12 protein-coding genes are annotated in these 14,137 nt (G+C 47.5%); 3 read left to right on the top strand and 9 right to left on the bottom strand.

Annotated elements, in window-relative coordinates; translation table 11 throughout:
* Positions 1–443 precede the first annotated feature (443 nt).
* A complete protein-coding gene (locus tag ACINK7_RS15470; RefSeq protein ID WP_404356578.1) occupies positions 444–1,454 on the bottom strand; it encodes an isocitrate/isopropylmalate dehydrogenase family protein in 1,011 nt (336 codons plus the stop codon).
* 339 nt (positions 1,455–1,793) lie between these two features.
* On the opposite strand from ACINK7_RS15470, the gene ACINK7_RS15475 reads away from it, so the two are divergent.
* Positions 1,794–2,369 carry a Uma2 family endonuclease gene (locus tag ACINK7_RS15475; protein ID WP_404356580.1) on the top strand — a complete coding sequence of 192 codons (576 nt, stop codon included), beginning with the start codon at positions 1,794–1,796 and terminating at the stop codon, positions 2,367–2,369.
* Between the two features lie 8 nt (positions 2,370–2,377).
* On the opposite strand, the gene gloB is transcribed toward ACINK7_RS15475, so the two are convergent.
* The 3 genes from gloB to ACINK7_RS15490 form a co-directional block, all read right to left on the bottom strand.
* Positions 2,378–3,142, bottom strand: a complete 765-nt coding sequence (gloB, locus tag ACINK7_RS15480; RefSeq protein ID WP_404356582.1) for a hydroxyacylglutathione hydrolase — start codon at positions 3,140–3,142, stop codon at positions 2,378–2,380.
* A 777-nt stretch (positions 3,143–3,919) separates the two neighbouring features.
* Positions 3,920–4,903, bottom strand: a complete 984-nt coding sequence (locus ACINK7_RS15485; RefSeq protein WP_404356584.1) for a hydrolase — start codon at positions 4,901–4,903, stop codon at positions 3,920–3,922.
* Between the two features lie 314 nt (positions 4,904–5,217).
* Positions 5,218–5,361, bottom strand: a complete 144-nt coding sequence (locus ACINK7_RS15490; RefSeq protein WP_404356585.1) for a hypothetical protein — start codon at positions 5,359–5,361, stop codon at positions 5,218–5,220.
* Between the two features lie 86 nt (positions 5,362–5,447).
* Here ACINK7_RS15490 and ACINK7_RS15495 point away from each other — a divergent pair, with 86 nt between their 5' ends.
* Both ACINK7_RS15495 and ACINK7_RS15500 read left to right on the top strand, forming a co-directional pair.
* Positions 5,448–5,852, top strand: coding sequence for a hypothetical protein (locus tag ACINK7_RS15495; RefSeq protein WP_404356587.1), 405 nt, complete (start codon positions 5,448–5,450; stop codon positions 5,850–5,852).
* Between the two features lie 332 nt (positions 5,853–6,184).
* The gene (locus tag ACINK7_RS15500; protein WP_404356589.1) at positions 6,185–7,921 is read left to right on the top strand and encodes a DEAD/DEAH box helicase; all 1,737 of its coding nucleotides are present in this window, start codon (positions 6,185–6,187) and stop codon (positions 7,919–7,921) included.
* Between the two features lie 222 nt (positions 7,922–8,143).
* Here the strand turns inward: ACINK7_RS15500 and dnaQ are convergent, their stop codons facing one another.
* The 5 genes from dnaQ to ACINK7_RS15525 are packed head-to-tail and all read right to left on the bottom strand — an operon-like array spanning position 8,144 to position 14,076.
* Positions 8,144–8,863, bottom strand: coding sequence for a DNA polymerase III subunit epsilon (dnaQ, locus tag ACINK7_RS15505; protein WP_404356591.1), 720 nt, complete (start codon positions 8,861–8,863; stop codon positions 8,144–8,146).
* Complete coding sequence (locus ACINK7_RS15510) at positions 8,863–9,546, bottom strand: alpha/beta hydrolase (RefSeq protein WP_404356593.1); 684 nt, start codon at positions 9,544–9,546, stop codon at positions 8,863–8,865. Before ACINK7_RS15510 ends, dnaQ begins: the two co-directional genes overlap by 1 nt.
* Positions 9,547–9,573: 27 nt before the next feature.
* Positions 9,574–12,927: an EAL domain-containing protein gene (locus tag ACINK7_RS15515; protein ID WP_404356595.1), complete on the bottom strand. Its 3,354-nt coding sequence runs from the start codon at positions 12,925–12,927 to the stop codon at positions 9,574–9,576.
* Complete coding sequence (gene rnhA, locus ACINK7_RS15520) at positions 12,924–13,367, bottom strand: ribonuclease HI (RefSeq protein ID WP_404356597.1); 444 nt, start codon at positions 13,365–13,367, stop codon at positions 12,924–12,926. The genes ACINK7_RS15515 and rnhA overlap by 4 nt, the downstream gene beginning before the upstream one ends.
* Positions 13,360–14,076: a class I SAM-dependent methyltransferase gene (locus ACINK7_RS15525; RefSeq protein WP_404356599.1), complete on the bottom strand. Its 717-nt coding sequence runs from the start codon at positions 14,074–14,076 to the stop codon at positions 13,360–13,362. Before ACINK7_RS15525 ends, rnhA begins: the two co-directional genes overlap by 8 nt.
* Positions 14,077–14,137: the final 61 nt, after the last annotated feature.

Raw genomic sequence — 14,137 nt, forward strand, 5'->3', positions numbered from 1 at the left:
GGTAAAAGTAATCGATTGAATGAGGATTGGGTTAGAGCGGGAGAATTATGCAACCCAACCCCGACCATAATCTTGACTCAAAATCCCTCGGCATCATCCTTCAACGATCCCTGCTTCAGGATTGTTCCGGCTCGAAATATACCTACTCCCTTTTGATCGAAAAACCGTCTAAGAATAAAAGGTATGGGATGTGCCTATCGAGGACCGCAGTTCACCCAGCACCTAAATCCCATAGTCCATTGGCTATAATTAACTATCTGGGATCATTTAGGTGCAGGGTAAACCCATCCATGGAGGCTTGACGGCAGCGATCGAACGCCAAGGATGGCGTAAATGCAGATTTTGCAGGAGCAAAATCTGCCCTGCTGCCGACATACTCGCTAGCCACACCTCATACATTCATAAAGTTAGCCATTTTTTGAATATAAAGGGAGTAAGAAGGTTTAGGCCATCGCGTCGATGATCGCCTGACCCATGACATCGGTGCCGACACCGGCATTGGGATTCAGGTCAGGTGTCACATATTTGCCTTCGGCAATGACTTTCTCCAAAGCCGTTTTCACTTTGTTAGCCGCCTCATGTTCATGCAAGTGATCCAGCATCATGACTCCTGCCATGATCACGGCCGTCGGATTGGCAATATTCTTATCGGCAATATCCGGCGCGCTGCCGTGAACCGCTTCGAACAAGGCTGCATCGGCACCAATGTTCGCACCCGGAATCAAACCGAGACCGCCTACCAAGCCGGCGGTCAAATCGGACAAAATGTCGCCGAACATATTCGTAGTAACGACGACATCGAATTGCTGGGGATTCATGACCATGTGCATGCAAGTTGCATCGATGATCTTGCTATCGAATTCGATATCGGGATAACGCGTGGCGACTTCCTTTGCCGTTTCCAAGAATAGGCCTTGCGTGTATTTCAAAATATTGGCCTTATGGCAGACCGTAACTTTCTTGCGGTTATTGTCCCGCGCGTATTTGAATGCGTATTCGACGATACGCTCGGAACCCTGCCGGGTTACAACGGCCAGACTTTCGGCTATGTCTCTTTTGCTGGTGAGATAATGCTCGAGTCCGGCATACAATCCTTCGGTATTTTCCCTAACGATCACGATATCGATATCGTTGTAACGGGTCTGTACGCCGGCCCAGCTTTTCGCCGGACGCACATTCGCATAAAGATCGTATTTCTTACGTAATTCGACATTGATGCTTCTAAAGCCTTCGCTGACTGCTGTTGTCAAAGGTCCCTTAAAAGCCACTCGGTTTCTATCGATCGACTCAAGTGTCGCATCGGGAATCGGTGTGCCGAATTTATTAAACGCGGCCATGCCGGCATCGGCTTCTTCCCAATGAATTTTGGCGCCGGAAGCATCGATGATTTTAACCGCTTGGTCCATAATGGAAGGACCGATACCATCACCTTTAATCAAAGTGACATTATGCATTTGTTATCTCCATTTAAAAAAATCACAGTAATGAGAAGATTTTGAGGTATAACTATACATCAAGCCGGGTACTTACTAAAAACGGATATTCCGAAATCCGGCATTTACGCTACGAAAGACCATATAATCGACAACCGGACTCAACCAGCCTTCAACAGAAAGCCGATGAATTTAGCAATAAAGAAATCCGATCATTTTATACCTTTCGCACTTCAAATTTCGGCATTGACGATGGAGGCGCAGGGGTGTTCAGCAAAGGCTTTGACAGCATGGATGCTGTCATAGAGCCTACATGGATGTATTCACGGCGTCCTTTGATGGACACCCCTACGCCGAAACATGACTAGCAATGGTTATAGTTATGCCGATTATGTCAATTGGCAAACGGAACAACGCTACGAGTTAATCGACGGCGAGGCGTTTATGATGGCTCCTGCGCCTGATTTGGCCCATCAGGATATTGCCGGAGAACTATATTTTCAACTTCGCTTGGCGTTAAAAGGTAAAACGTGCCGCCCCTTCATCGCACCTGTCGATGTGCGCTTGCCGAAATATGACGAAGCCGACGAGCGTATCGACACTGTCGTGCAACCGGACGTGTTCGTCGTATGCGATACCGCCAAATTGGATCGCCGCGGCGTACTCGGGGCGCCGGACTGGATCATCGAAGTCTTGTCGCCGTCCACTGCCGGCCACGACCAAATCCGAAAATTAAGCCTATACGAACGCTCTGGCGTCAAAGAATATTGGCTAGTTCACCCGATCGATCGGATATTGACCGTTTACCGTTTATGCGACAGTAAATATGGAAAACCGGAAATATTCGAATTGCAAGGCGCTACATCATCGAGGAGCTTGCCGGAAGTCGTCATAGCGTGGGACGAATTGGCGGCACGCTTACCAACCGAATATTGACCCGGGCGTCAAAACACGTCTTTTCTCGATCTCAATTCCGTAAATACCGCCAGGGGCGGTCGTGTTTCCATTGCGATAGCTGTCTTCAAAGCTTCGACATCCGCTCTAAAAAAAGGATTGGTTGCCACTTCATCATCGATCGAAAAAGGAACAGTAGGCTTATCCGACTCTCTCATACGACGAACGTCGGCCATTCTTTGTTGCAACGCGGCATTATCGGGTTCGACCGTCAATGCAAAACGGCCGTTATTCAACGTATATTCATGCGCACAATAAACGCGTGTCGTAGAAGGCAATGCTCTTAACTTTTGCAAGGAATGCCACATTTGTTCGGCAGTGCCTTCGAACAAACGCCCACAGCCCATCGCAAACAAGGTATCGCCGCAAAACAAAATACCGTCCTCGGCCGAATAATAAACGATATGACCTAAAGTATGTCCCGGCGTTTCGATTATTTGGAAAACGGTTTTTCCTAAATGAAAATGACCGCCGTCGGATAATTCGATATCGATTCCCGGAATGCGGTGTCTATCCGCTTTCGCACCGACAATCCGGCACCCGGTCTGCTTCTTAAGCTCGCGGTTCCCACCGACATGATCGCCATGATGATGTGTATTTAAGATAAAATCGAGCCGCCAACCCTGTTCGGCTATGACATCCAGCACTGGTCCTGCAACAGCAGGATCGACCACCGCCGTTAATCCGGACTCAACGTCTTTTGCCAGGTAGATATAATTGTCGTTCAAGACCGGGATTTGAATAACCTTCAACATGGGGATCAACCTCTAAGTTAGGATTTCGTGAAAAATAACTTCCTGGAGCTATGAGTCTTGTAGCGGGTTCGGTAACTCGCTTGACAGGACGCCGTGAACCCAGCACCTAAATTATCCAAGATAGTTAACCATATTCAATGGACTATGGAATTCATCCAGCACCTAAATTAGCCATAATATTAAACATAGCCAATGGGCTATGGAATTTAGGTGCTGGATTTAGGTGCTGGGTGAATACGTCCGTGTAGGCTTGACGGCGGCTTTCCCTGCCGCCGACACCTGTCAATCGAGCAACCGAACCTGCTTACCGCGTATTAAAAATAGGGAAGTTATTTATGACCGAATTCTTATACCTTTCGCACTTCAAATTTCGGCAGTGCCGGAGGAGGCCTCGGGGTGCTCGGTCGATTTTTGCTCCTCGGCAATTGCTCCTGCATTGCCCTAATACAGGCCATCCATGGCGTAATGCAAAATCGACATTCACGCCATCCTTGGCGCTTGCAAAGGCTTTGCCAGCATGGAGCTGGCATAGAGCCTACATGGACGTATTTACCCAGCACCTAAATAAGCCATGATTTTAAATCATTGCCAAAGACCTATGGAATTTAAGTGCTGGATTTAGGTGCTGGGTTTACGGCGTCCTTTGACGGGCACCCCGAGGCCGAATTTTCATCTACGATGAGTTTAATCAGGATTTCGCGATAAATTTGAGCTTTGAGCGATGTCGAGGGCTCTGTTACCCCACATCAAAATAGGAAAATTATTGGCAACCAAATTCTAAGAGAAACCTTGTTCGGCTATAAAACGCGGGATGCGCCGCTCAAGCCAATACTTAGGTTTTAGAGGGTTACAACCTTCCACAAAGCCCACATGCCCTCCTCCGGGAGTGACTTCCAAGATCACGTTCGGCGATAACTCGTCAAGACTAGGCAATACAGCCGGCGTCATGAAAGGATCGTCGAATGCTTGAATCAATAAGGTCGGCACCCGGATAGCTTTAAGATATTGCCTCGAACTCGAGCGCCGGTAATAATCATGAACGTCCTCGAACCCATGCAGCCTGGCCACAACCCGGTCATCATATTGCCAAAACGATTTTACCGAGGATAAATCGCCCAAGCGTTGAATTTTGTCGGCCTCTTCATGACGCCCAATGCCCACTAAATAGTTGAGCTTCGTATCGAGATATTCCTTCAACTCCAATAATAAGCGGTCGCGATAAATTTTAGAAAATCCGCTATCTAATTTTGTCGCGCAAATATTCAAGACCAAAGGCACCGATACGGCAACCGCTGCCGAGAGCGTCACGTTACTACCCTGTTCGCCCAACCATTTTAGCAAAACATTACCGCCCAACGAGAATCCGACTGCAGCCAAAGGCGTCTCCGGCTCACGTTGGCGAAGGATTCGATAGAGGAAATCGATATCTTCGGTATCGCCTGAATGATAACAACGAGCCAATTGATTCGGCTCGCCGCTACAACCGCGAAAATTCAGTGCAGCGCTTCGCCATCCTTGTTGCCAAAAAACGGTTTGTAAACCCTTTATATATCCGGATTGAGAACTTCCGGTCAGTCCGTGTAATAGTATGACTAAAGGCCTACGGCCTTCTCCGCAAAAATCGATATCGATGAAATCGTTGTCCGGCGTCCTAAGCCTCTCACGTCTAATGTTTAAATTTATTGCGGGCTTTCTGCACAAAGCCGGATATACGGTTTGCAAATGGGCGGTCTTTAGCCACCACGGAGATTGGTAGATCATGAAAACAGGAGTATAAAACAATTAAATACCGAATTCGGTTGCGATAATATTATCATCGATTTTCGCAAAATCCTCCCGAAGCACGAAAACCTTTAGTTTTGACTAACTTCCAATCCATGACTATGTTTTTTCATCGTAACGATCATGAAGGTCTGGCCATCGCCCCGACAAATGAAAGTGCGAGAAGTGGCGGAGGGTGCGGTCATTCGCCCGACAGGGCGCCGTAAATACGTCCATGCAGGCTCGACGGCGGCTATCTGATTGCCAGGAATGGCATGAATGCAGATTTTGCATTACGCCATGGATGGCGTGTATTAGGGCAATGCAGGGCAGAAAAATGCTCCTGCATTTTCTGCATTCATTACATCCATGTAACTCAGCAATTGCCGAGGAGCAAAAATCTGCCCTGCCGCCGACGCCTGCCGATCGAACAACAGCACCCTCTTCAAAACCGGCATTGTGTTGCATATCAAAAATTAGATAAAGAGTCTCAATCTACGAACTTTCACAGTAAACGAAAAACTTAACTAAATGAGGTTATACCATGATTAAAAAAACACTAATTTATCTTGCGGCATTCGCATTCTTGCCGATATCAAGTCATGCTCAATTCGGTAATATGACCGAAGCGCAAATGCAGCAAATGATGCAACAGGGCCTTAAGATGCAAGAATGTTTCGGTCAAATTGATTCTTCAGCGATGGAACGGCTTTCCGAACGCGGCCAATCGATCGATGCCGAAATAACGGCACTGTGCCGTGCCGGCAATCGCGACCAAGCGCAAAGCAAAGCAATGGCCTTTGCTCTTGAGATGGCAAACGACCCGGCAATTCAAGCGATGAAAAAATGCGGAGAAGGCATGGCAGATATGTTGCCTAAAATAGTCACCGAATCTGAAGATTATGGCAACTCGGAAACTTCAAGCCGTCACGTTTGCGACAATCGCTAAGGAACGGACATCAAATAAGTTAGGGTTTGATCATAAATAACTTCCCTATTTTTAGAGAGTTCGGTAACTCGCCTGGCAAGACGGGGTTGCACCCCCCCGTCCTGCCAAAGTAACGCAGAAGACGAACAAAACGACCTGTTTGGTTGCATAACCTATAAAATGCATGCCCCTTAACCAAGGGTAAAGCCGCCGGTAGTTTTCATCGACATAGTCAAAATCAAAAAAACGCCGTTCTTGTCAATCTATTTTTACCAGTTTGATTAATATGAGGTATAATTGCGGACTTAACTCCCCTCCGCGCCACGCGTCTTAAATTTACCCACAGGCTTTGCATGTCCAACGATGTTTCCTCTTTTCCAACTTTTCGTGAATTAGCTCTAATCGAACCGGTGCTTAAAGCATTAGATGATGTCGGTTACGAATCCCCCTCCCCGATTCAAGCTCAAACCATTCCGCACTTAATGCAAGGCAAGGATGTTCTAGGCCAGGCGCAAACAGGCACCGGCAAGACCGCAGCTTTTGCTCTTCCGATATTATCCCGCCTCGACCTAAAAAAAACCGAACCGCAAGTTTTGGTTCTAGCCCCTACCCGCGAATTAGCCATACAAGTTGCCGAGGCCTTTCAGCGCTATGCCGCGCATTTAAAAGGTTTTCATGTATTGCCGATCTACGGCGGGCAAGACTACACGACACAACTTCGCCAGCTCAAACGCGGCCCGCATGTTATCGTCGGCACACCGGGACGGGTCATGGATCATATGCGGAAAGGCACGCTAAGGCTAGGTGAATTAAGCTGCCTGGTTCTTGATGAAGCCGACGAAATGCTGCGCATGGGCTTTATCGACGATGTCGAATGGATCTTGGAACAAACCCCTAAACAACGCCAAATCGCACTGTTTTCAGCAACGATGCCGGCACCCATTCGCAAAATCGCGCAAACCTATTTACATGACCCCGAGGAAATCACGGTCAAGGTCCGCACGTCGACCGCCGAAACGATACGTCAACGCTACTGGCTAGTCAGCGGAGTCCATAAACTCGACGCACTTACCCGCATGTTGGAATCGGAAACCTTCGACGGCATCATTATTTTTGTCCGCACTAAAACCGCGACGGTCGAACTGGCCGAAAAACTCGAAGCACGCGGCTATTCGGCAGCGGCAATCAATGGCGATATGTCGCAAGTACTGCGCGAAAGAACAATCGCGCATTTGAAAAACGGTAAACTGGATATTCTAATTGCAACCGACGTGGCGGCGCGCGGCCTCGATGTCGAACGGATCAGCCACGTCATCAATTACGATATTCCCTACGATACCGAGGCCTATATTCACCGCATCGGCAGAACCGGTCGTGCAGGTCGAACCGGCGATGCGATTTTGTTTGTCGCACCGCGTGAAAGAAGGCTGCTCAGCAATATCGAGAAAGCAACTCGTCAAAAAGTCGAAGAAATGGGACTGCCTTCGACTGAAATTATTAACAATAAAAGGATTGCCCGATTCAAACAACGCATTACCGATACACTGGCCGCGGAAGAATTGAGTTTTTTTATTCAATTGATGGAACAATACCAAAACGAACATAATGTATCGGCGATCGAAATTGCTGCTGCCCTGGCAAAGCAAGTCCAGGGCGAAACACCGTTGCTGATGAAAAACCCACCCAAAAAAGAAACCGAACGCCGCGAACGAAAAGACTCGATAGACCGAGAATCCGGGACGGAACGCAAGAGCAAGCGTAAGGCAAACCCCGACATAGAAATGGAAACCTACCGTATCGAAGTCGGCAAAGCACATGGTGTAAAGCCCGGCAACATCGTCGGCGCTATCGCTAATGAGACAGGACTTGATGGGGATCATATCGCACGCATTAAAATCGAGGAAAACTACAGCACCGTTGAGCTTCCCGCCGGCATGCCAAAAGATATTTTCCAAGAATTGAAAAAAGTAAGGGTTGCCGGTCAACAATTGAATATTTCTAGAATGGGCGAAACCTTGAAAAAAACTTTCAAGGCTAAAAAACGTGACGGTTCGGATAGCAAGCGAAGAAAAGCCAAGACTGGCAGTTAACTCATCTGCCGGATAATCACTATCCACATTATCCTAAAAAAATCAGTTGGCGCGCTTGGAATCCACTAGTGCTGAACCCTTCGACTAGGCTCCGGGCGAATGGAATTTAGAATACCAACTGATTTTTTTTAGGCTTACCCGATATCAGCCAGCAATTTGAGTAGTTTCGACGATCTTATGCCGCGGGGTAGACTGTTCGAGGAACGCCGTAAATAGGCCAGGTCAATTTTTCCAAAGACAAACTCCGCCCGCTTTTTCAATCGCCGCCAAGCGACGCTGATGTTCGGCAACCTCTTCGGCATCGCATTGGATCACTTTTAGCCTGGGACGATTGGAAGGCAGGCGAACAATGACCGACTCGACACCCCCCTCCTCTTCCGACGGGATTTCTTCATCCAACAATGAAGCCTGTCCGCCGGTCATCAGAAGGTAGACATCCGCCAGAATTTCGGCATCCAAAAGCGCGCCATGCAAATCGCGATGACTGTTATCGATGCCATAGCGCTTGCATAAGGCATCCAAACTATTGCGCTGTCCGGGATGTTTTTTTCTGGCAAACGTCAAGGTATCGAATACCGAGCTGTAATTCTCGAGAACTCCGGCCCCATTATTCAATAATCCGAATTCATGATTTAAAAACCCGACATCGAATGGGGCGTTGTGAATAACCAATTCGGCATCGCGAATAAAATTGATGAAGTCTTCGACTATCGAGGAAAATACCGGCTTATCGGCCAAAAACTCATTAGTAATTCCATGAACCTCGACTGCACCGGCATCGATTTCCCGTTCCGGATTGATGTAGACATGAAAATGGCGACCGCTTAGGCGACGATTCAATAATTCAACACAGCCTATCTCAATGACACGATGCCCTTCTTGCGGATTAAGCCCTGTCGTTTCGGTATCCAGCACGATTTGCCGTATGGTCGGCTTACTCATCACACATAGCCCTCTAGATGAAAACATTGCCGAATGAAGTCCGCGATATCCTGAACTTCTTCAAGGCAGACCGAATGCGCCATCGGGTATTCTTTCCAGTCCACTGAATAGCCCATTGACGTCAAGGCCTCGAAAGCCGCTCTGCCCGCTTCACGGGCAACGACATTATCGAACGAACCGTGCGCCATCATTATCGGAAACGATCGATTTACCTCGGAAAGCGCCGGAACGATTTCAGGCCATGTCGGTAAATAGCAAGAAAGCGCTAGGATACCCGCCAACCGATGCGGACATTTCAAACCGGCATCGAGCGCAATCACGCCACCTTGCGAAAACCCGGCCAGCAAGATATTTTCGGAAGACACGCCTCCTTCAATTTCCCTATCTATCAATTTCAAGATCGACGTCGACGACTCGGCAATACCGGCCTTGTCAACTTGCCGTTCCAATGACATATCCATAATGTCATACCAAGCCCGCATCGCCATCCCGTCATTGATCGTAACCGGGCGCACAGGCGCATTAGGAAAACAAAAGCGAATGCCCAAATCATCGGGCAATCCCAATTCCGGAACAATGCTCTCGAAGTCATGCCCATCGGCCCCTAAGCCATGCATCCAAATAATCGTATACCGATGCGGCGCTCTAGGAGCAATTTCAACCCAATCAATCTCACCCGTCATTTTTTCGATTCCTCACCCATTCACCTTTCACCTTTCACCTTTCCTAACCCAAGCCTCAAAATCCGCACTCGTCATCGGCCGAGAAAAATAATACCCTTGAAACACTCGACATCCCTTATTATACAGAAAGTCTCTTTGCTCCTCGGTTTCGACCCCTTCGGCAATGACATCGATTCCGAGATTATGAGCCATATTGATGATGGTCTCGATAATAATGGCATCGTTGAAATCGGTGGTAATATCTCTGACAAAACTCTTGTCGATTTTTAATTCGTCCAGCGGCAGCTGCTTGAGATAGGTCAATGACGAATACCCCGTCCCAAAATCGTCTATCGAGATTTTTACACCCAATTGTTTCAAGGCTCGCATTTTTTCGACCGTGTCATCGATATTATCGATCACAACGCCCTCGGTTAATTCGATAACGAAACGCGAAGCCGGAACCTTATATTGCCTTATCGCGTCAGCAATTTGATCGACAAAGTCTTGCTGACGAAATTGCTTAGAGCTGACATTGATCGAGATATGCTGGATGTCCAAGCCGTTATCGAGCCACTTTCGCATTTGCGCGCAAGACTCGCGAAAGACCCAGATACCCAAAGGCACAATCAAACCCGCTTCTTCGGCAACCGGTATAAATTGGTCGGGAGCGATTAAACCTTTTTGCCCATGCTCCCAGCGAATCAAGGCTTCCGAACCGGAAACCCGCCCTAAACGATCGGTTTGCGGCTGGTAATACAAAATAAAATCCTGATTTTCGATAGCCGATCGCAACTCTTTCTCTAAAAACATTCGGGCATCGGCTGCTTCTTGAATGCTTTGATGAAAAAAGCTTATCGTATTTCGCCCTTTAGCCTTGGATTGATACATAGCCTTGTCGGCCTGTTGCAGAATCTGATTGGCCGTTTGACCACTATCCGGAAACAAAGCGATACCAATACTCGGCGAACAATGGTGTTCGAAATCTCCAAAAAAATATGGCCGATTTAGTACACACCTTATTTTTTCGGCAACATGTAATGCCTCATCGCTGGCCGCTTCGAGACTGCTTTTATTGGCATGAATCAATATAACGAATTCGTCTCCGCCCAGTCTTGACGGGATATCTTGTTCTCTGAGTGAATCCTTCAGACGACCCGCAACTTGAATCAACAATTCATCCCCGACATGATGACCCAATGAATCATTCAACACTTTGAATCGATCCAAATCGAGAAAAATAATAGACCCGAAAGTTCCTTGGCGTTTGCTCACAGCCAATTCGTTGGAAAGCTGATTGACCAGTAAACGGCGATTAGCCAGAGCTGTCAGCGGGTCATAAAAAGCAAGATCATGAATCTCGTTTTCCGCTTTCTTTTTCTCGGTAATATCATAAAAAATAGCGACAAAATGCGTCGTATCGCCTTTTTCATTCTTAACAGCCGTGATCGTTTGCCATGTCGGAACATTTTCTCCATTCTTGCGCCGATTCCAAATTTCGCCTTCGAATTTGCCAACCGTCAGTAAATTCCGCCAAAGCTCGTCATAAAAATCATCATAATGACGGTCGGATTGTAAAATCCGTGGAGTCCACCCCACCACTTCATCGGCGCTAAAACCGGTAATTTCAGAAAAAGCATGGTTGACGCGTAAGATATTGCCGGCATTATCCGTAATTAAAATTCCCTCATGGGTTTCAAATGTCGTCGCGGCCAACCGTAACTGGCTTTCACTTTCCGCGAGGCTAGCATTGCTCCGCTTCAGTTCCAACGTTCGGTTTTTAACTTCTTCTTCCATCCTTAAGGTCCGCCCGGTCAACATCAATAAACCGATGCCGGTCAACCCTGTAAACAAAAAACCTCCTAACAACAACCACCAGACGCTCCACGATAAATGGTTATGAAAAAATTGCCCGGAAGGTTCGTAAAGTATATTCCAAACGCGATCCCCGACTTCAATTCTCTCCGCAATCTTTAAAGGCAAATCGATGACTTTATGAGTCGGCCTTTCCGGAAAATTGCTAAATAACATCGAGTCATGATCGGAGATTCGAATCAACAACTGCATATCCGGGAGGTTACTCAATACTATCGATACAAGATCGTCGATGCGAAACACCGTCGCGGCAACGCCCTTAAAATGCAGCCGCCTGGACTCGATGGTATCTACCGGTTGAAAGCGCTCATAAACCGGGGAATAAATAACGATACCGCTTTTGTCGGCATGACCGTCCTGCACCAATTTGAGCTTACCGGTAACCGCGGGAACCCCGCGATCCCTTGCGTTCTCGACCGCGCTTGATGCTATGGGGTTAACAAAAATATCGTAACCCAAAGCCTTCTCGTTGCCTTCTAACGGCTCAAGAAAAGTAATCGGCAAATAGCTCATGCGGGGGCCGGCTGAAACCATCCGCCCGAATTCGTCAGGCTCTCGTATTGCAAAGCCTTCATTTTGGGAATTTTCGAATCGATCCCGCTCTGATGCCGGCACATGAGCCATCCACTCCAACGCCACTAGACCGGGGTGCTTATCTAAAAGCGGAGCGGTAAAGATTTTAAAACCTTCTTTGGAAATGGGGTCGGCGCTATCGAATAAACCTTTTAGGATCTCATTGGTACCGATGTGGTCTTGAACCAAGACGCTGAAAGCATTATGGAACAACATCGCCTGTCGCTCGAAGACCGACTCGATTCTTAGAGACTCCTGCCGATTGGCATATTGAAAAACGCCAATGACCAACAGAACCAGTAAAACCAACGGATAGGCCACATAGTTGCGACGCACCCTCCATGAAGATCTTGGCTCGCCGATAAATGTCAGAACAAATGGTGTAAAAATCAACACGCCTATCGTATCGCCAATCCACCAAGTCCCCCAGCTCAACAAAATATCATCGCCGGTAATCACGCCGCGAATCCACAGCACTGTAACTCCAACTGCCGGTGCTACCAAGCAGGCCAACGGTCCGCCTAGTAACATGAAGCGCAAGATGCGTCGATCTTCCGTTAATGAATCGCCGATACCGACCCACCGCTCGATTAACGTAGCTCCGACCAGTGCTTGAACACAGCAAGCCACACTGACGGCACTCCCGATCACCATGGAGCCAACAATCATTTCGACTGAAGAATGATCGAGAAAGGCATACACCTGTACAAACAAAGCGCCGAAAAAAACACCCGCCAGCACCCGAACCCGATAAACCAATATCAATGCTAGTGCGATACCCGAAGCGGGCCAAACCGGGCTCACGCCGCTCGGCGGAATTGCCAATAACGTGCCGAGACAACCGCCAACTATATAACTGAGCGAGGCAACTACATTGAGCACGACCGTGCTTCCATTAAAAAAACTTCCACCGGGAACAGTTTGAGAAGAGTCGGCGCGCTGAAACAAACTCATGCTCTCTTTAAAGAATCGATACCTTGATTAGCCAGTCGGTCTGCCGTCTCATTACCTTGATCGCCGGAGTGTCCCTTAACCCAGATCCACTCGACCCGATGCCTAGCCATCGATGTGTCGAGACGCCGCCATAAATCGTCATTTTTTACCGGTTTTTTGGCAGCGGTCAACCAACCTCTTATTTTCCAATTCGGCATCCATTCGGTGATGCCTTGCAGTACATATTTCGAATCGGTAAATATCTTGACGGAACACGGACGGTTCAGTGCTTCAAACGCTTGAATCGCAGCCATTAGCTCCATTCGGTTATTCGTCGTTTGTGCTTCGCCGCCGAATAATTCCCTGGTCGACCCTTTATAACTTAGAAAGACCCCCCAACCGCCAGGCCCGGGATTACCGCGACACGCACCATCGGTATAAATAATAACGGGCTCAGTCATCTTTCGTTAAACGCTGTGACGATTCAAAACCGTTCAAAATAGCCATACGTGGCTGTTTTACGGCTTTGGAATCCAAAGGAATAAGTGTGTATCGACGCTTGATGGCCCTGATTGCGTAGGCAGTGGCACGCAACGAGGATCTTTCAGACTTGGCATTCGCAGGATTTGAACGAACCGAATCGATACTTAAATCGGCAACCGATTTTGCTTCGAAATTAAGCAGCTTTAACCAATCCAGCACTCTTCTCTTACTGATAAAATGTCCGGTCCACGAATCCGCCATTTTTTTTTCCCAAAGATATTGATAGCGAACCCAAAAACTCCACGGATTAAAATTGATAATCAACACATGGCCTTCCGCTTTTAGTACCCGTTCGATTTCACGCATTGTTTGAAAACGGTTCGCATCGAATTCCAGCAAGTGAGGCAATAAAATCAGATCGACACTATCGCTAAGTATAGGCAAGCAATAAGCTTTAGCCTTAATTTTAAGCGCACCATCGCATCCTCGATTATTGGCATCTAAAATCGTAAACCCGTTATAAAGCGTGCAGTCAATAAATTGATCCTCCCAACCCAAACCGCCTATTTGCAGCACTTTTTGTTTACAACTGACCGTAATCGAACGCCGAATATATTCGGCTTCAACCTCTTGCAGCATTTTTCCTCTTGGTGTTTCATACCAGGAGAATAAAAAATCGCGCTTCATAAAAATAAGCTCAAAAAATTTAAATTACAGTGAATTATGATAAAAACGGGCTATACTACTC

The organism is Methylotuvimicrobium sp. KM1, assembly GCF_044788715.1.
Lineage (GTDB): Bacteria > Pseudomonadota > Gammaproteobacteria > Methylococcales > Methylomonadaceae > Methylotuvimicrobium.